This is a genomic window from Paracandidimonas soli (assembly GCF_004342005.1).
GTDB classification, from domain to species: domain Bacteria; phylum Pseudomonadota; class Gammaproteobacteria; order Burkholderiales; family Burkholderiaceae_B; genus Paracandidimonas; species Paracandidimonas soli.
On record NZ_SMBX01000001.1, the window covers coordinates 1 to 18,608 of the forward strand.

An 18,608-nucleotide genomic window follows, 5' to 3' on the forward strand; every position below is an offset into this window, starting at 1 on the left:
AACATCTCCACGCCCGTGCACGTCGTCTTGACCGTGTCCTTGATACCGACGATCTCGATTTCCTCGCCAACCTTCACGATGCCGCGCTCGATACGGCCCGTCACCACGGTACCGCGGCCCGAGATCGAGAACACGTCTTCCACAGGCATCAGGAACGTACCGTCAACCGCGCGCTCAGGCGTCGGAATGTACGAATCCAGCGCCTCGGCCAGTTGCAGAATGGCTTGCTTGCCCAGGGGACCTTCGTCGCCTTCGAGCGCCAGCTTGGCCGAACCCTTCACGATCGGCGTGTCGTCGCCCGGGAAGTCGTACTTGGACAGCAGCTCGCGCACTTCCATTTCCACCAGCTCCAGCAGCTCGGCGTCGTCCACCATGTCGGCCTTGTTCAGGAACACGATGATGTACGGCACGCCTACCTGGCGGCTCAGCAGAATGTGCTCGCGCGTCTGCGGCATGGGGCCGTCAGCAGCCGACACCACCAGGATCGCGCCGTCCATCTGCGCCGCGCCCGTGATCATGTTCTTCACATAGTCGGCGTGGCCCGGGCAGTCAACGTGCGCGTAGTGGCGCGCTTGCGTTTCGTATTCCACGTGCGAGGTGTTGATCGTGATCCCGCGCGCCTTCTCTTCCGGCGCTGCGTCGATCTGGTCGTATCCCTTGGCCTCGCCCGAACCGAAGGCCTTCGCCAGAACGGTCGTGATTGCTGCCGTGAGCGTTGTCTTGCCGTGGTCTACGTGACCAATCGTGCCTACGTTCACGTGCGGTTTGGTCCGTTCGAACTTTTCTTTTGCCATGGCTGTGGACTCCTGACGATGGAATAGAGCTGAATGTTGGAAACTGCGAAAAAATCGTAGTATACAAAAATGGTAGCTGGTGCCCATGACGCGGATCGAACGCGTGACCTCTCCCTTACCAAGGGAGTGCTCTACCACTGAGCCACATGGGCAACTACTTTGCAACTCGCCCGAATAGAGCGCCCTGCTTGGTAATCTGGAGCGGGTGATGGGAATCGAACCCACGTAGCTTGCTTGGAAGGCAAGAGCTCTACCATTGAGCTACACCCGCAGGATCCTTCGCACCCGTCTGTCTGGTGCCTTCTTGCCCGGCGACCGCTCAATACAAAGCCATCGGGAAAGAAAGACTCTGGTGGTGGGAGTTGGATTCGAACCAACGTAGGCGCAAGGCCAACAGATTTACAGTCTGCCCCCTTTAACCACTCGGGCATCCCACCAGAAGAGAACTGCTAATTATGAACTCTTTTTTTTGCAGTGTCAAACCAAAACACACCGGCAGTCCATAAATATGTATCCTGCCGGCCACGGCACGCATTCTACACCGCCTCAGCCTGCAATACGGAAAATCCGGGGCAGTCATGATAATGTAGCCGGGCCCAGCTTTTCCCTGAAATCCAGCCTTATCTACCCTCCCCATGACAGCACACCAGACGACACCCGCAACCCTGGCGGCATCCGGCACTCCGGCCGGGGCAGACTCCCGGAACAACGCCCTGGATCGCGCACAGCAGCACCGGCCGCGCAGATCCGTCCTGTACGTGCCGGGATCCAACCCCAGGGCGATCGAGAAAACGGCGGCCCTGGACGCCGATGTCGTTATCCTGGACCTGGAGGACGCCGTGGCGCCAGAGGCCAAGGCCCAGGCGCGCACCAATGTCGTCCAGACGATTGCCCAAGGCCGGATCCGGCAGGAATGCGCCGTGCGCATCAACGGCCTCGATACTCCATGGGGCATCGACGACATCGCGGCGCTGGCGGGAGCCGGCGGCTGCGCCATCCTGCTTTCCAAGGTAGAGCATGAGGATACGCTGCGGCAGGCGGCGGACGCGCTGGAACGCCGCGCGCCCGGCCATGGGCACAAACTGTGGGCCATGCTGGAGACGCCCAGAGCGTTTCTCGCCGCGGAACGCATTGCCGGGGGGCATCCGCTGCTGGAATGCCTGGTCATCGGCACCTCGGACCTGGTGAAGGACCTGCATGCGCGGCATACGCCGGAGCGGACCGAAGTCCTCTTCGCCCTGAGCGTCGCAGTCATGGCGGCCAGGGCGTTCGGCCTGGACGTCATCGACGGGGTGCACCTCGATCTTCACGACCTGGAGGGGCTGCGCGCCTCGGCCCGGCAGGCCCGCACCCTGGGATTCGACGGCAAGTCGCTGATCCATCCCCGGCAGATCGCCATCGCCAACGCCGTGTTCGGCCCCAGCGAGGAGGAACTGCAACAGGCGAGGGACTGGCTGCAGGCGTGGGAGCGCCGTGGAGACCAGGGCGTCATAGTCGTCGACGGCATGCTGGTCGAACGTCTTCACATCGAGCAGGCCAGGCGGATCCTGGCGCTTGCCGGACAGGCGGAGCGAAACGCGCCCTGACGCCCGGCCGCACACAGAACCCAGGGCGGGCCGGAGGCATCCGTATACGGATGCCCTTCCGTCCATTTTCTACTGGACGGTGACTTTCGCCTTGGCAATGACCTCTTTCCACTTGTCGAGCTCGGCGAGAACGAACTGGCTGACCTGATCGGGCGTCAGCCTGGAAGGCGTGGCATTGTTTTCCGTCAGCCATTTGACGTTGGCGTCGGTGTTGCTGCTCTGGATGGCGACCTGGCTCAGCCTGGCAACGATCTCGCCGGGCAGATCCGCTGGTCCGAACAGACCGATCCATGCCTGCGACTCATAGCTCGGATAACCCGATTCCGCCACGGTCGGCACGTCGGGCAGGCTGGGCAGGCGCTCTTTCGAGGTCACAGCCAGCGCCTTGACTTCGCCGGACCGGATGAATGCCGCCGCCGAAGTCGCATCCAGGAAGGCCGACGGAATCTGCGACCCGATCAGGTCGGTCATGGCATTCGACGCGCCTTTGTACGGGACATGCTGCAGATTCGCCCCCGAAACCATCTTGTACAGCTCACCGGACATGTGCGCCGACCCTCCCACGCTGCTGGAGCCGAATGCCAAGCCGCCCTTCTCATTCGCATGCGCGGTGTATTCCTTGGCATTGGATACAGGCGACTTGGCCGGTACCAGCAACACATTCGGCGCATAGGCCAGGATGGCGATATTGCTGAAGTCCTTCCTGGGATCGTAAGGCAGATTGGGCTGCAGGCCGGGATAGATGACATGCTGCGTCGCTGTGACCAGCAGGGTATAGCCGTCCGGCTTCTCCCGTGAAACAAAGGCCGTGCCTATCTGGCCGCTGGCGCCGGGCTTGTTCTGCACTACCACATTGGCATTCAAGGCCGCTCCCAGGTCATGGGCGAACCGGCGAGCGATCAGATCGGTGAATCCGCCCGGCGAAAACGGAACGACGATATTGATGGGCTGCCCCGCAGGCCAGCCGCTGGCCGCCGCAGTCGTGGACACGCCCACGCCGAGCGTGGCGCAAGCGATAACGGAAGCGGACAAGCCCGCCAGGCCGTGGCGCAGCGATTTCATATGGATCATGAGAGTCTCCTCTTGTTTTGTTGAGTGATTGATTAATCGACCGGGTTGTCTGCCGCCATCGCATTTACCCGGTTTTCCGGCCAGCCCAGGATCTCGCGCAGAATCTCCCTGGTATGCTCGCCCAGCCGCGGCGGAGCCTGGGTATAGGCGACAGGGGTTTCCGACATCCGCAGCGGGCTGCGCACTGTGGGACATTCGGTGCCGTCGCCACGCGCGATTGCCCATTGCAGTTGCCGGTACTTCACTTGCGGATGATTCAGCACATCCTGGTAGTCATTGATGGGGCCGCACGGAATACCCGCCTGTTCGAGGCGTTCGACCCAGTCGGCGGTACTGCGCGTGCGCATTTGCCTCTCCAGGATGGGCACCAGCTCCCCGCGGTTCTCCAGCCGGCCGGAACCTTTGCAGAAACGCGGATCCGACCCGAGCTCCGGGCGGCCGATCACATCGCAATACACTTTCCACTGGCGGTCGTTGCCCGCCGCCACCACGATGTGCGAGTCGGCCGTAGCGAAAACGTTGTATGGCACCATGACCGGATGCGCGTTGCCATAGCGATACGGGACTTCGCCCGTGACGATCAGGTTCGTGACATGATTGGCTCCCGCGGCCACCACGCAGTCGAGCAGCGAAATGTCCAGATGCTGGCCCGCGCCGGTGCGCTCCGCATGACGCAGCGCGCCCAGCACCGCAACCGTCGCATACATGCCGGTCATCACGTCGACAATGGACAGCCCCGAACGCATGGGCCCGCTGCCAGGCTCGCCGTCGCGATGTCCGGTCACGCTCATGACGCCGCCTATGCCCTGGAAAACGAAGTCGTAGCCAGGCTTTCCGGCATGGGGCCCGCTTTGCCCATAGCCCGTGATCGAGCAATAGACCAGGGATGGATTGACGGCCTTGAGCGACTCATAGTCCAGGCCATAGCGCGCCAGGTCGCCTACTTTGAAATTCTCGACGAAGATCTGCGACTGCCTGGCCAGCTCCCGCACCACTGCCTGTCCTTGCGCCGAGGCGATGTCCAGCGCCAGCGATTTCTTTCCCCGGTTCGCAATCGAGAAGTACGCCGCGTCGCGCTGATCGTCCCGGGCGTACGCGGGCTGCCAGGGAGGGCCCCAGGCCCTGGTATCGTCTCCCGTTCCCGGCCGTTCGACCTTGATGACCTCGGCGCCGAGATCGGCAAGATTCTGCGTGCACCACGGCCCCGCCAGCACACGGGACAGATCCAGTACCCGCACGCCAGCCAGTGCCGCGGCATTTTCCACATTCTTTGTCATGACTGCGCTTTCCACTCTCGTCTCACCATGTGTCCGATATCACGCCGGCCGGGCGATCCCACGCTCAAGAGGCCATATCGTGAAAACCCCGGCCGCTTTCCGCCAGCCTGACGAGCAGATCGGCAGGTCTCCAATAGATCGATCCATGCTCCGCCTCGTACTTGCGCAATCCTTCCAGCACGGTATCCAGGCCGATCTGATCGGCATAGCACAGCGGCCCGCCGCGATAGGCGGGGAATCCGTATCCATTCAGCCACACCACATCGATATCGGAGGCACGGGCAGCCACGCCCTCTTCGAGTATGTAGGCGGCTTCGTTGATCATGGGGTACAGGCAGCGCTCCAGGATCTCCTGATCGGAAATGTCGCGCCGCCGGATGCCTGACTGCGCGCAATGCTCGGCCACTATCGCCTCTGCCTGCGCCGATGGCTGCGCTTTGCGATCGGCGTCATATTCGTAGAAGCCCCCACCGGTTTTCTGTCCCAGCCGGTTCACCGCCACCATGCGGTCCAGGATATCGCAGTCGCGTTCACGCGGCGTCAGCGAAGCCAGGCGGCCCTGCCGATTGCGCCATCCCACGTCCAGGCCCGCAAGGTCCGCCATGGCGAATGGCCCCATGGGGAAACCGAACCCGTGCAGTACACGATCCACCTGATACGGCGTAGCCCCCTCTTGCAGCAGGAAGTAGCTTTCGCGGGTACGCTTGCTCAGCATGCGGTTGCCGACGAAACCATCGCACGATCCGACCAGCACCGCCACTTTGCCCAGACGACGCCCCAGCTCCATGACGCTGGCGCATACAGACTCCGAAGTCCTGGGACCGCGCACGTTCTCCAGCAGGCGCATAACATTGGCGGGGCTGAAGAAGTGCATGCCCACGACATCCTGCGGCCGCTGCGTCGCCGACGCGATGGCATCGATATCCAGATACGATGTATTGGAGGCCAGGATGGCGCCCGGCTTGCAGATGCGATCCAGCTCCCTGAACACTTCATGCTTCACCGCCATATCCTCGAAGACGGCTTCGATAACGATATCGGCTTCGTGTAGATCCTCGAACAGCGTCGTGCCATGAATGAGCGCCATGCGTTCGGCCACCGCCTCCCGGGTCAGGCGGCCGCGACGCGCGGAGCCGTCGTAATTGGCCTGTATCCGGGCAAGGCCCTGCCGCAGGCGTTCCTCGTCTTTTTCCAGCAACTGCACGGCAATACCGGCGTTGGCGAAGCACATCGCAATGCCGCCCCCCATAGTGCCGGCGCCTATCACCGCCGCACGCTCGATGCGCCGCGCAGGTGCGGAGAACGGCAGCTTGCCCGCTTCTCGCTCGGCGAAGAATGCATGGCGCAGGGCGCGCGACTGCGGCGAGGCCTTCAATGCCGCAAACAGCTCGCGCTCGGTCGCCATGCCTTCTTCGAACGGCAGCGACAGCGCGGCGCGCACAGCGTCTATGCAACGCAGCGGCGCTTCGTAGCCGCGCTTGCGCTTGCGCACATGCTGCTCAACCTCGGCGAACCATTGCTCGTCCATGGGCGGCGCGGGCAGGCGGCTGGTCCGCCGCAAGTCCAGACCCTGATCGGCGATCCGCTCGGCCAGCGCCTGCGCAGCGGCGCCGAGATCGCCTTCGGCCAGTTCATCGACCAGTCCCATCTCCAGTGCCTTGCGCGCCGGCACCGGATTGCCTTCGATCACCATATCCAGCGCAGCCTTCAAGCCCACCAGGCGCGGCAGGCGCTGGGTGCCGCCCGCACCTGGCAACAGGCCAAGCTTGACCTCGGGCAGGCCCAGCCTGGCGCCCGCGTCGGCAATCCTGAAATGGCATCCCAGGGCGACCTCGAGACCGCCTCCCAGGGCGGTTCCATGAATGGCGGCCACGACGGGCTTGGTGCACTGCTCGATGCAAAGAATTACGTCGACCAGACGCGGATCCTGCGGCGGCTTGGCAAATTCGCGGATATCCGCTCCGGCGAAAAAAGTGCGGCCTTCGCAGATCAGCACTATCGCGGCAACCGACGAATCTGCCTGAGCCGCTTCGACAGCATGCTTGAGGCCTGCGCGCACGGCCTGGGAAAGCGCGTTCACCGGGGGATTGTCGATCGCTATGCGTGCGATACGGCCCTGCACACGATAAGCGACAACCTCGTTGCCAACTGCCTTGTTCATGATTGCTCCTGCTTTGTTCAATGATTAGAGCGTGCTGCGCGAACCCAGGATGGCCGTAACCTGGCTGGCCAGTTGTCCGCCATTACCGTGCGCCAGAGCCAATTCCACGCCGCCTATCTGGCGCTCCCCCGCGGTGCCGCGCAACTGGCGCACCGCTTCGATCGCCGCGAAAATCCCGTACATGCCGGGGTGATTGCACGATAGTCCTCCGCCATTGGTATTGACCGGCAGCTCTCCTCCCGGAGCGATGGCGCCCGAGGCCACGAATGGCCCGCCTTCGCCTTTACGGCAGTAACCCAGATCTTCCAGGAAGAGGATGATATTGATCGTGAACGCGTCATACAGCTGCAGGACATCGATATCACCCGGCCCCACTCGCGCCATCTCGAAAGCCCGGCGTCCGGAATGCACCGCGCCCGTCACCGTGAGGTCGGCCATGGCCGACACCTGGCGATGCGTGGTGGCCTCGCCCACTCCCAGCACATAGGCGGGCGGATTCGGATAGTCGTCCGCGCGTTCCGCCGCCACAAGAATCAAGGCTCCGCCTCCGTCCGTCACCAGGCAGCAGTCGCGCAATGTCAGCGGATCCGAGACAAGACGCGAGGCAAGCACGTCATCCACGCTCAATGAATCTCGCTCATGCGCGTCAGGGTTGAGCTGCGCCCAGCGACGCGCCGAAACCGCCACATGGGCGAGATGTTCGCGGGTAGTGCCATACTGGTGCATATGCCGGGCCGTCGCGAGCGCATAGCCACTGATGGGATTGCGCGGCGAGTACGGCAGCTCCCAGAGAGAAGGCTCGGTCAGCGTGTTGAGCTTGCCTCCCGCCGACAATTGATTCGAGCCGTAGCAGATGCAGGCCACACGGCACAGTCCCGCCTGCAATGCCATGGAGGCCGACAGCAGATGGGCAAGGAACGACGAGCCCCCTATATTGGTTCCGTCCATGTACGATGGCTGTATGCCCAGGTATTCCGCCACGGACAGGGCCGGCATGAAGTGCGTCAATGTAGACGTGAACAGGCCGTCGATCTCGTCAACGCGTATGCCTGCATCGTCGGCCGCCGCCTGGACAGCCACACCCAATTGGTCGAGCGCGGAAAAACCCGGACTGTTCCAGCCCGGCGTCGTTCCCACGCCTACGATCGCAGAGGAGCCCCTCACAGTATTTGTCATCATTTATCTTCCGTCATTCACCCAATCCGGCGGTTTCAGTCCGCGGCTATGAACACCACGCGAGATATCCCTTCGGGAGTACGTCGCACTTCAGCCTGGACACGCATGCCGATGCGCACATCGGTAGGCTCCGCATCCACAACCGTGCTCATCAGACGCGGCCCTTCATCCAGATCCACCAGCACCACGCTGTAATCGCCGCCGCGATCCTCGCGGCGGCGCACTATGGTTGCCGAATACACGGTCCCGCCGCCGCTGGCTGGCTCCCAGCGCAGCGGCCCTCCGCCGAAAGGCGAAACGGCACGCGGGTAGAACACAGCCCGCCCCGTCCGCTCACAGCGCTGGATCATGAACTTGCCCTGATCCAGCATTTGCTGGAAATACTGCTCCGGGCCGGCGGCGGTGTCATCCGGCCGCGAATCGCGTTCGATGCTCTTCGTCATGTCAATCTCGAAATAATTCAGTGACGTGCATGCACATCCGCCACCATGACTGTGGCGCCATCGTCCTTGGTCCAGCTCACGCCGAACTTGACGCCCTCGACGTTCACATCTTCGACACGGGCCGTCAGCGTGATCGGCTCTTCGAGACGGATGAACGAGACGATCTTGATCGCCACAGTGGAACCACGCAGCCAGCGATCCATTCCCAGCAGCCGGCTCATCAGATCATGCAGCGGCGCCATGATCAGCCCGCCCTGCACGAGCACGCCGCCGGCCGGAGACGCCGATGCCCATTCAGGATCGGTATGAATGCGGCCGGCCGTCCCCATCAAGCGTCCGAACTGGTTCACCTGGCTCTGCCTTACCCCGGTGATTCGAGCGCGGTACTGCGCTCCGATTTCGAATTTCATTATTTCTCTTCCCTCTCTTTTCGTATCCAGCAGATCGTGCGATCGACGTCCATTACCAGTTCACTTTCCTGGCGAATGACGCGATGGCGGAAAACGATGAAAGGCCTGCCGTTGCGTTCATACTTGTCCAATATGGACAGCTCCACCCTTAACTGATCCGTTACGCGGGCCGGTGCGTGCAGGTGCAGGGTTTCGCGCGCATGCAGAACGCCATCCGGCATGCCGAATGCGGCTCGAATGGCCAGGAAGCTATTGACGGCAAATGGGGAAACTATCGTTTCATCATCCGCCGGCTCCGTATCCGGCATCCCTTCGAACAAGCATTCATAGCTGGCGCGATGCACTGCCATGTCCTCGGCGGAAATCGAATACTCGAACATCGGGTAGGTCTGCCCGATCTCGAAATCGTCGTAATAGAGATTCACACCCACTTCATCCCCTTTCTCTTTAGTCACCCATCATCCGGCAGCCCGGATTGCTTGCGGTGTCCGTATCTGCAACGGTCGAGACATGGTATCTTCGGCCCCTTGAAGCACACAATTAACAAGTTTCTAGCAGTGCCATAGCGATTCGGCATACCTGGAATGGGGGGCTTGGCGTGGATATCAGACAGTTGCGGACGATCCTGGCGATCGCGGAAACCGGCAGCCTCACCCGGGCCGCGGAATTGCTGCATGTCGTGCAACCCGCGCTATCGCGGCAACTGCGTCAGTTGGAAGAGGAGCTGGGTGCGCAGCTGTTCGAACGCAACCGTCTGGGCATGGTGCTGACGGAACCTGGCCGGCGTTTCCTGGACCAGGTCCGTACGTCTTTGCAGACCCTGGATCAGGCCAAGGCGGATATCGCAATGTCGGCCTCCAGCCTGAGCGGTACGGTATCGATCGGCATGCTGCCCAGTCTGGCGTCGGCGCTTTCCGCTCCCATCGTCATATCGCTGCGCCACCAGTATCCCGAGCTAAAGGTGAGAATCATCACCGGCTTCACGCCGGCGCTGCAGGACAGGCTGGAACGCGGCCAGCTGGACATAGGTCTGCTCGGGGATTACCGCCCATCGGAATTGCTGAGTGCAACGCCCGTGCTGCGCGAGCCGCTGCACATCGTGGGTTTGCCATGCTCGGACCTGCGCACCAAAACTCCATTGACCCTGGCCAGCGTGGCGCGCATGCCATTGGTGGTGCCAACCGGATCGCAGGGATTGCGCCATCTGATCGACCGGGCCTGCACCATCATCGGCGTCAACCTCAATATCGTGGCCGAGTCGGACGATACTTCGCTGCAGCTCGAACTGGTCGAGCGGGGTATCGGCTATGCGATCCTTCCCGTAATGGCGATTGCCCCAGAGCTTGCCGCCGGCCGGCTGGCCGCAGCTCCCATCATCACACCCGAACTGCATCGCACGGTAGTCATCGGCCATCCCGTGCTGAACCGCAATCCAATCACCGCGAACGCCTTGCAAGCGGAGCTGGTGACGCGTCTGCGGCCGTTCGTCGCCGAACTGGAACAGGCCGGAGCCGGAGTCCAATGGCTGGCAGACGACATGTGACGCAAGGCCGTATCGGATCAACCCGGCTCGCCTGCAGCAGGTCTCGCCCGAAAGCGCCATCGCACAATTTCCTTTGCCTTCCGTCCGCTATACACTAGGCCCATCCTCGCTCTCCGATGCGCGCCAGGCAAATACTCCTTTCTTTCTTGCAAGCCGGCACAAGCCGGCATCATTTTTCAGCAGCCCGACATGCCCAGACCCATCAGTGCCAGAATTCACCTGGAAGCCATTTCGCACAATCTGTCCCGGGCCCGCGCGCATTCCCCGGGCTCGAAAGTATGGGCCGTAGTCAAGGCAAACGCTTATGGGCACGGCATCCGGCATGTCTATCCCGCGCTGGACAACGCCGATGGCTTCGCCCTGCTCGACCTGGACGAAGCCGCGCTGCTGCGCGAGCTGGGCTGGAAAGGCCCGATCCTGCTGCTGGAAGGCGTATTCGAGCCGTCGGACATCGCTTTTTGCGAAGCTCACGATATATGGCACACCATTCACAATGAAGCGCAGCTGCGCTGGATGGAGTCGCGGCATACGAGCCACCTCCACAAGGTATTCCTGAAGCTGAATGGCGGCATGAACCGGCTGGGATTCAAGCCCGAACTCTATGCGGCCGCCTGGGAGCGGCTGCAGGCGCTGCCGCACGTCGGCGGCATTACGCCCATGATGCATTTTTCCGATGCCGACGGCAGCCGCTTCGGGCAATCGGGCATCGCCTATCAAATGGAGGTATTCGCCAAGGTGGCTGGACCACTGGGAGTAAAGGCAGGCACGCTGAGCAACAGTGCGGCCATCCTGCGTCACGGCGCAGAGCTTGCGCCGCTGTCGGAGTGGGTGCGGGCCGGCATCATGCTCTACGGCGGCTCGCCCGATTATCCGGAACATGCGCCGGAACACTGGGATCTGCAGCCGGGCATGACGCTGTCATCCCAATTGATTGCGATACAGGATATCCAGACCGGCGATACGGTTGGCTATGGCTCGACGTTCGTCGCCGAGCGGCCGATGCGGATCGGGGTGGTTGCCTGCGGTTATGCCGACGGCTATCCGCGCCATGCACCGACGGGGACGCCGATATTGGTGGACGGAGTGCGTACACGAACGGTGGGGAGGGTGTCGATGGATATGCTGACGGTCGACCTGTCGGGGATTCCGCAAGCGATGCCGGGAAGCACTGTCACGCTGTGGGGGGATTTCCATGCGCCGGACGGCGAAGTGCGCCGTCTCCCGATCGATGACGTGGCCCTGCCCTGCGGGACGGTGAGCTATGAGCTGATGTGCGCGCTGGCGCGAAGAGTGCCGGTTTCCGTGGATTGAGCGCTTGCGGCGCCGTATGGACACTGCCTCGCTCGGCCTCGGACTTCAGTCCGGGGCTTGCGCGTTGACCACGCGCCTATGCGCAAGCCTCGCCTTTCAGGGCGAGGTCAAGCGAGGCAAATTTTAAATACGGCACCGTAGGTGCCCCCGTATTGTGGCGGAGAAGCTCCGGCCGATACGGCCGGAGTTCTTCACTCGCGTCGAAACTTCGTTGTGGCGCGTGATCAGCTATCCATGACTTTGGACAGGCCCTGGCGTTCCAGCAAGGAATTCAGATGCTCCCAGCCATGGAAATCGATGACCAGCTGGCCGCGGTTCTTGGCGCCGACTTTCAGGTGCACCCGCGTGCCGAGATAATCCGACAGGGATTGCTCCAGGCGCTTGGCATCGCCTGATGCTTCGGGTTTCGCGCGTGCGGGCTTGGCCTGTTCCTGCTGCTGGGCGCGGGTCACCAGTTTTTCCGCTTCCCGGACGGACAGCCGCCTGGCGATGATTTCGTTGGCGAGCAGTATCTGCGTGGCCGCGTCGACAGCCAGCAGGGCGCGGGCGTGGCCCATGTCGATGTCGCCGGCGAGCAGCATGGTCTGCACGGGCTCCGCCAGGTTCAGCAGGCGCAGCAGGTTGGATGTCGCGGATCGCGAACGGCCGATGGCCTGGGCCGCCTGTTCGTGAGTCAAACTGAATTCGTCCAATAGCCGGCGCACGCCGTGGGCTTCTTCCAGAGGGTTGAGGTCTTCGCGCTGGATATTTTCGATCAGCGCCATGATGGCCGCATTCTCGTCGGCGACTTCGCGCACAAGCACGGGCACTTCTTTCAGACCGGCCAGTTGCGAGGCGCGGAAGCGGCGTTCGCCGGCGATGATTTCGTACTTGCCTTTGTCTTTGCCTTGCAGGGGGCGCACGAGAATGGGCTGCATGATGCCCTGGGTGCGGATGGATTCGGCCAGCTCGTTCAAGGCCTCCTCGTCCATGCGCGTGCGAGGCTGGTAGCGCCCCGCCTGCATCAGGCTGACCGACAGGGTGGAAGGTTGGCCGGAGACCTGCGCCGCGCTGCCATCCAGATTGTCCAGCGCGTTCTTGTCATTGCCGAGCAGGGCATCGAGCCCGCGCCCCAGGCCTTTGGGTTTGCGTGTTGCCATAACGTGTCCTCTATGATGGTTCCGGCTCAGACGGGAGGCCTGGCCATGGCGCGCAATGATTCTCGTTTCATTCGCTTGATGAGTTCGTCGCCGAACTCCAGATAAGCTTTTGCGCCGCGTGAATTCTTGTCGTAAACGATGCCGGGCAATCCATGGCTGGGCGCTTCCGCCAGCCTGACGTTGCGCGGGATGAGCGTCTTGAAGACCCTGTCGCCGAAATGTGTTTCGATCTGGGCCGATACCTGCTGCTGCAATGTCACGCGAGGGTCGAACATGACGCGCAGCAGTCCCACGAGTTGCAGGCCTGGATTCAGGTTCTTGTGCACCCGTTTCACGGTATTGACCAGGTCGGACAGGCCTTCCAGCGCAAAGTATTCGCACTGCATGGGGATGATGACGCCATAGGCGGCGACCAGCCCATTGAGCGTGAGCAGCGACAAGGTCGGCGGACAATCGACAAGGATGAAGTCATAATTGTCCGCAACCGTATCCAACGCTTTCTTCAGCTGGTGCTCCCGCTCTTCCATCTGGATCAGATCGATTTCGGCTCCAGCCAACTCGCGGTTGGAAGGCAGCACATCGTAATTGCCGCAGGCGGACTTCACGATGGACTGCTCCGCCGTCGCTTCGCCGATCAGCACCTGGTAGACATTGCTTTTCAGGTTGTTCTTGTCGACGCCGCTGCCCATGGTTGCATTGCCCTGGGGATCCAGATCGACCAGCAACACACGCTTTTTCAGCATGCCCAGCGCTGCCGCCAGGTTGATCGTGGTGGTGGTCTTGCCTACCCCGCCTTTCTGGTTGGCCACGCAAAATACATTGCCGGGATACGTATGGTTCATAGTGTTCCTTGATCCTGCTTCAGCCATATCAGACAGCGTTGCGCGTCGAGTTCCGGAACTACGACAGGATCGATGCGCTCGACCCGCCAATCGGCCTTTTTCTGGAGCTCGCTTATTTCATCATCCGGAATGCGCCCTTTCATGGCCACCAGCCAGCCGTCCTGGGCGACATGTTTTCCTGCCAGATCGGCAAAATCGGCAAGGGAGGCAAATGCACGAGAAGTCACGATCGTAGCATTCATTTCTTGTAACATTTCGATACGATTATGCAGCGCCTGCAAATTGCTCAGCCCCAGTACACCGGCTATTTGTCGAATAAATGCTGTTTTCTTCTCTACAGCATCAACGCAGCTTACACGCCAATCGGGTTCGAGGATAGCAATAATAGTGCCTGGCAAGCCCGCTCCCGACCCGACATCAAGCACACTGACCTGCTTGCCGCTGGCGACATGATCCTTCGTGGCATCGCGCAGCCGCATCACGATGGACATACTGTCGAATACGTGCTGGACAAGCATCTGGGAAGGATCGCGAATCGCCGTCAGATTGTATGTCCGGTTCCATCGCTGCAACTGCGACAAATAAGCCAGTAAAGCTTCTTGCTGCGCATCGGAAAGTGTCAGTTGCAAGGTATCGGCGGCCTGCTTCAGTCGGCCGGAAAATTCCTTCATGATGCTTTACCTGCCTTCAAGCTCTGCGATGCCTGCAGGCGTTTCAAATGAACCAGCAACAAGGAAATGGCCGCTGGAGTCACGCCAGAAATCCGTGATGCTTGCCCTATCGTTTCTGGCCTGACAGCCTTGAGCTTTTGCCTGACTTCGATGGAAAGACTAGTAATGGCATCGTAATCCAGATCGTCTGGAATACGATGCTGTTCCTGAGCCGCGGATCGGGCGACTTCGTCATTCTGTCTCGCAATGTACCCGGCATACTTTGCCTGGATCTCGACCTGCTCCGCATCAACCGGATTATCCAGCCCTGTTCCGGCGACCGGATTTCCATCCGCATCCAGTTGAGCCATCAGATTGGCATAAGTCACCTGGGGACGCTTCAGCAGATCGAACAAAGTATAGTCACGCTGCAGGCCTTCCGAAGATTCGGCCGACGACAATCCGGGAATATCGAACAGCTTGGGATCGACCCAGGTGGATTTCAACCTCTCTGTTTCACGTGAAACATTGTCACGCTTGCGGTTGAAACAATCCCATCGTTCATCAGAGACCAATCCAAGGGTTCGTCCAATTTCCGTCAGCCGGAAGTCTGCGTTATCTTCCCTCAGGCTCAGGCGATATTCGGCCCTGGACGTAAACATGCGGTAAGGCTCACTGACACCTCGGGTAATGAGATCATCCACCAGCACGCCAAGATAGGCCTCATTACGCTTGGGATACCAGCCATCCTTGTCCATGGCTTGCCTTGCCGCGTTGACTCCCGCAAGCAGGCCTTGCGCGGCAGCCTCTTCATAGCCAGTGGTGCCATTGATCTGGCCGGCAAAGAACAAGCCTTCGATAGCCTTGGTTTCCAGCGTACTCTTCAGTTCACGCGGATCGAAGTAGTCATACTCGATGGCATAACCGGGCCGGGTGATGACGGCATTCTCCATCCCCCTGATACTGCGCACCAAGGCATACTGGACATCGAACGGCAGACTGGTCGATATGCCGTTCGGATAGATTTCCGTCGTGGACAAGCCCTCAGGTTCCAGAAACACCTGATGGCTGGATTTGTCGGAAAATCGATGGATCTTGTCTTCGATGGATGGGCAGTATCGCGGACCTATGCCTTCGATCGTACCGTAGTCGCTATACATCGGAGATTGATCCAGCCCGGACCGGACGATTTCATGCGTACGCTCATTGGTATGGGTGATCCAGCACGGCAACTGCTCAGGATGCATGTCCGCACTGCCCAGGAAAGAAAATACAGGTACGGGGTCCAGGTCCCCGGGCTGCACTTCCGTCTGGCTGAAATCAATAGTACGGGAATCAATCCTGGGAGGGGTACCTGTCTTCAGGCGTCCCGTAGGAAGCTTCAGTTCCCTCAGACGCTGGGCAAGGGAAATGGATGGAGGATCTCCTGCCCTGCCCCCCGAATAGTTCTGCAGTCCCACGTGGATCTTTCCATTGAGGAATGTGCCAGCCGTCAGTACGACGGCTTTGCCTTCGAACTGGATCCCTGCCTGGGTAATGGCGCCCACGGCTTTACCATTACGCACGATAAGATCATCCACCGATTGCTGGAAGATCATCAGGTTTGGCTGGTGCTGAAGAATATGGCGGATAGCCTTCCTGTACAGTGACCTGTCCGCCTGGGCCCTGGTTGCTCTCACGGCAGGCCCTTTGGAGCCATTCAGAATCCGAAACTGAATTCCAGCCTGATCCGTCGCCAAGGCCATGGCGCCACCAAGCGCGTCCACCTCTTTAACCAGATGTCCTTTGCCTATTCCGCCTATGGAAGGGTTGCAGGACATTTGCCCCAAGGTTTCCATATTATGCGTAAGCAGCAGTGTGCGCGCTCCCGCACGAGCGGAAGCCAGTGCAGCCTCCGTACCGGCGTGACCGCCGCCGACAACAATGACGTCGAAATTCTCTGGATAAATCATGGGTGGACCTGTCTATATAGAGCATGATTATACCTTTGCCACTTTCCAGGATTGTTTCACGTGGAACAAAAGGCCCTATATGTGGCTATTTACTCTCACCCATTTCTGGATAGCAGAGACAGATGTCTTTCTTCTGCCGTATTCACAAGGGTATGAATCGATATCTGCTCCACTCGGATGATCTGGCCTTCGGCCAGTCAAAGTCGCAGATATCGATTCATACCCTTGTGAATACTTATGTAGAAGATATTTGAAGCACAAAGTTGCTTTGCCCTGACTCTCCAGGATTAACTTCAACACTTACTTGACGAGAAAGTTTCCCATCTGAGCAACCTGCAAACTAGAGACGTTTCAATCGAGGTCCTGGCTTAATGAAAGTTCGGCGATTGAAAGCGCCGCGAATTTTGCAGGACAGACGGGTAAAAGGCGGGTGTGTTTGAACGGAGGCGAAGCCGAAGTGAGTTCGCCCGCCGCCGTCTGGACAAGAAATTCAAGGGAAATCCAGTCGCGAAGCGGCTGGATCGCTTGATTTGCCGAACTTTCATTAAGCCAGGACCTCAATTGCGATAGCCAATACTCAGCTCAAAGAAGAACTACCATCAATGTTCCACGTGAAACATCGGAAGTACTCTTCCCGCATCCTGTGGATAACCTTGTTAATATATAGGCTAATATCCTGTGAGTAAGATCCTCCTCCTCACAGTAGCAATCAAGACATCAACCCATCCAGCAACAAAAGCCCCACACCTTCCCCAAAACAACCTTCCATGAACATCGCCTCCAAGCTGCCCGACGTTGGTACCACCATATTCACCACCATGAGCCAAATGGCGCTGGACTACAGAGCAACCAACCTCGGCCAGGGATTCCCTGACTTCAATACCCATCCAGATCTGATATCCCTTGTCAGCAAAGCCATGCAGGAAGGCTACAACCAGTATCCCGCCATGGCCGGCTACCCTGCCCTGCGCCAAGCCATCTCCGACAAAGTCCTGTCCCTGTACGGCCGCCACTACGATCCAGCCACTGAAGTCACAGTCACCAGCGGCGCCACAGAAGCCCTCATGAGCAGCTTCCAGGCATTTGTGCACCCAGGCGACGAAGTCATCCTCATCGAGCCCTTCTACGACTCCTATATCCCCGCCATCACACTGGCCGGCGGCAAAGTCGTATCTGTTCCCCTGACGCCTCCCTCCTCCGACTGCGATAAATACACCATCGACTGGAACAAAGTCGAAGCCGCCATCTCCCCCAAGACCAGGCTGATTGCCCTCAACTTCCCTCACAACCCGACCGGAATCATCCTGAGTGAACAGGACCTGGACGCCATTGAAAGAATCACCACAGGTACTGACATCATCCTGCTAAGCGACGAAGTCTACGAACATATCGTCTTCAATGGAAAAAAACACCTCAGCCTTGCCAGCCGAAAATCCCTCGCTGAAAGATCCCTGGTCATCTCCTCGTTTGGCAAGACCTACCACACCACCGGCTGGAAAATCGGCTATGTCTGCGCTCCCGAAGCCTTGACCGTGGAACTTCGAAAAGTCCATCAATTCGCTGTCTTTACCGTCAGTTCCCCCATGCAGGTCGCGCTTGCCCAATTCATGCAGCAACCTGAACATCACGAAAACCTGTCCGCTTTCTACCAGGACAAACACGACCTCCTTCTCGCAGGATTGCAGCAGACACGCTTCAGGCCCCTGCCCAGCGAAGGCTCTTTCTTCCTGCTGGCCGACTACAGCAGAATCTCGGACATGCCGGAAATCGAATTCTCCCTATGGCTGACGCAGGAACATGGCGTGACCGTCATCCCGGTTTCCGCGTTCTATCGCGACCCCTCCGCTCCGGATTCGAATCATCAACTGGTCCGTTTCTGCTTTGCGAAACAGGATCATACGTTGAATGCCGCATTGGAGAAACTGGCCAAGGTCTAGGTTTTTCAGGTTTGGCGGGCTGGTACGGTTTAGCTTTTATTTAATATCTTTTAAATTAAAAGATTAGTAGTAATGGGTGTTTGTGGATAACTGGAACAGTCTGAAATTCTTCTTTGTTGACAGAAGCTTGCCGGCTTTTTTCGACAGGGATAAATCCGGTATCCCGTCTGGATGAAAACTGGACATCTTTTGGACTGTGGGGAAATGGCCGGGTTTTCCCATCTATGTGCACAACTTATGCACATTCGAGCTTCCAGCAGTTATCCACAGGCATGTATTTACAATTTGATACTATTTTGTCGGGGGAAATGGCCCG

The 18,608-nt window shown here is 59.7% G+C and carries 16 protein-coding genes and 3 tRNA genes; 4 read left to right on the forward strand and 15 right to left on the reverse strand.

Going from position 1 to position 18,608, the window contains the following annotated elements; all coding sequences use genetic code 11:
- The 4 genes from EV686_RS00005 to EV686_RS00020 form a co-directional block, all read right to left on the reverse strand.
- The coding region (locus EV686_RS00005; protein ID WP_132472205.1) for an elongation factor Tu at positions 1–794 on the reverse strand (794 nt) is incomplete at its 3' end.
- A 77-nt stretch (positions 795–871) separates the two neighbouring features.
- Positions 872–946: transfer RNA gene (locus tag EV686_RS00010), tRNA-Thr, on the reverse strand.
- A 45-nt stretch (positions 947–991) separates the two neighbouring features.
- Positions 992–1,065: transfer RNA gene (locus tag EV686_RS00015), tRNA-Gly, on the reverse strand.
- A 79-nt stretch (positions 1,066–1,144) separates the two neighbouring features.
- Positions 1,145–1,231 (reverse strand) — tRNA-Tyr (locus EV686_RS00020).
- A 198-nt stretch (positions 1,232–1,429) separates the two neighbouring features.
- Here EV686_RS00020 and EV686_RS00025 point away from each other — a divergent pair.
- Entirely contained in the window at positions 1,430–2,380 is a 951-nt protein-coding gene (locus EV686_RS00025; RefSeq protein ID WP_132472207.1) for an HpcH/HpaI aldolase/citrate lyase family protein, read from the forward strand.
- Between the two features lie 69 nt (positions 2,381–2,449).
- Here the strand turns inward: EV686_RS00025 and EV686_RS00030 are convergent, their stop codons facing one another.
- The 7 genes from EV686_RS00030 to EV686_RS00060 all read right to left on the reverse strand — a co-directional run bounded on the left by EV686_RS00030 (position 2,450) and on the right by EV686_RS00060 (position 9,373).
- Positions 2,450–3,451 (reverse strand): Bug family tripartite tricarboxylate transporter substrate binding protein, encoded by a 1,002-nt coding sequence (locus EV686_RS00030; RefSeq protein WP_132472209.1) that lies wholly within the window; start codon positions 3,449–3,451, stop codon positions 2,450–2,452.
- A 32-nt stretch (positions 3,452–3,483) separates the two neighbouring features.
- Complete coding sequence (locus EV686_RS00035) at positions 3,484–4,728, reverse strand: CaiB/BaiF CoA transferase family protein (RefSeq protein ID WP_132472211.1); 1,245 nt, start codon at positions 4,726–4,728, stop codon at positions 3,484–3,486.
- Positions 4,729–4,792: 64 nt separating this feature from the next.
- The gene (locus EV686_RS00040) at positions 4,793–6,889 is read right to left on the reverse strand and encodes a 3-hydroxyacyl-CoA dehydrogenase NAD-binding domain-containing protein (protein WP_132472213.1); all 2,097 of its coding nucleotides are present in this window, start codon (positions 6,887–6,889) and stop codon (positions 4,793–4,795) included.
- Positions 6,890–6,913: 24 nt separating this feature from the next.
- Positions 6,914–8,065 carry an acetyl-CoA acetyltransferase gene (locus EV686_RS00045; protein WP_132473582.1) on the reverse strand — a complete coding sequence of 384 codons (1,152 nt, stop codon included), beginning with the start codon at positions 8,063–8,065 and terminating at the stop codon, positions 6,914–6,916.
- Positions 8,066–8,100: 35 nt separating this feature from the next.
- The gene (locus tag EV686_RS00050; protein ID WP_132472215.1) at positions 8,101–8,508 is read right to left on the reverse strand and encodes a Zn-ribbon domain-containing OB-fold protein; all 408 of its coding nucleotides are present in this window, start codon (positions 8,506–8,508) and stop codon (positions 8,101–8,103) included.
- Positions 8,509–8,525: 17 nt separating this feature from the next.
- Positions 8,526–8,918, reverse strand: coding sequence for a MaoC family dehydratase (locus EV686_RS00055; RefSeq protein ID WP_132472217.1), 393 nt, complete (start codon positions 8,916–8,918; stop codon positions 8,526–8,528).
- Entirely contained in the window at positions 8,918–9,373 is a 456-nt protein-coding gene (locus EV686_RS00060) for a MaoC family dehydratase (RefSeq protein WP_132472219.1), read from the reverse strand. Before EV686_RS00060 ends, EV686_RS00055 begins: the two co-directional genes overlap by 1 nt.
- Positions 9,374–9,516: 143 nt before the next feature.
- On the opposite strand from EV686_RS00060, the gene EV686_RS00065 reads away from it, so the two are divergent.
- The gene (locus EV686_RS00065; protein ID WP_132472221.1) at positions 9,517–10,461 is read left to right on the forward strand and encodes a LysR family transcriptional regulator; all 945 of its coding nucleotides are present in this window, start codon (positions 9,517–9,519) and stop codon (positions 10,459–10,461) included.
- 189 nt (positions 10,462–10,650) lie between these two features.
- Positions 10,651–11,772, forward strand: a complete 1,122-nt coding sequence (alr, locus tag EV686_RS00070; protein ID WP_132472223.1) for an alanine racemase — start codon at positions 10,651–10,653, stop codon at positions 11,770–11,772.
- Between the two features lie 224 nt (positions 11,773–11,996).
- On the opposite strand, the gene EV686_RS00075 is transcribed toward alr, so the two are convergent.
- From EV686_RS00075 to mnmG, 4 genes are read right to left on the reverse strand one after another with little or no spacing between them, the layout of a single operon-like run.
- Complete coding sequence (locus EV686_RS00075) at positions 11,997–12,911, reverse strand: ParB/RepB/Spo0J family partition protein (protein ID WP_132472225.1); 915 nt, start codon at positions 12,909–12,911, stop codon at positions 11,997–11,999.
- Between the two features lie 26 nt (positions 12,912–12,937).
- On the reverse strand, positions 12,938–13,753 hold the full coding sequence (locus EV686_RS00080) for a ParA family protein (RefSeq protein ID WP_132472227.1): 816 nt from the start codon (positions 13,751–13,753) through the stop codon (positions 12,938–12,940).
- Positions 13,750–14,424: a 16S rRNA (guanine(527)-N(7))-methyltransferase RsmG gene (rsmG, locus tag EV686_RS00085; protein ID WP_132472229.1), complete on the reverse strand. Its 675-nt coding sequence runs from the start codon at positions 14,422–14,424 to the stop codon at positions 13,750–13,752. Before rsmG ends, EV686_RS00080 begins: the two co-directional genes overlap by 4 nt.
- On the reverse strand, positions 14,421–16,355 hold the full coding sequence (gene mnmG / locus EV686_RS00090; protein WP_132472231.1) for a tRNA uridine-5-carboxymethylaminomethyl(34) synthesis enzyme MnmG: 1,935 nt from the start codon (positions 16,353–16,355) through the stop codon (positions 14,421–14,423). The genes rsmG and mnmG overlap by 4 nt, the downstream gene beginning before the upstream one ends.
- Positions 16,356–17,122: 767 nt before the next feature.
- On the opposite strand from mnmG, the gene EV686_RS00095 reads away from it, so the two are divergent.
- Positions 17,123–18,292 (forward strand): methionine aminotransferase, encoded by a 1,170-nt coding sequence (locus EV686_RS00095; protein WP_132472233.1) that lies wholly within the window; start codon positions 17,123–17,125, stop codon positions 18,290–18,292.
- The last annotated feature ends 316 nt before the right edge of the window (positions 18,293–18,608 follow it).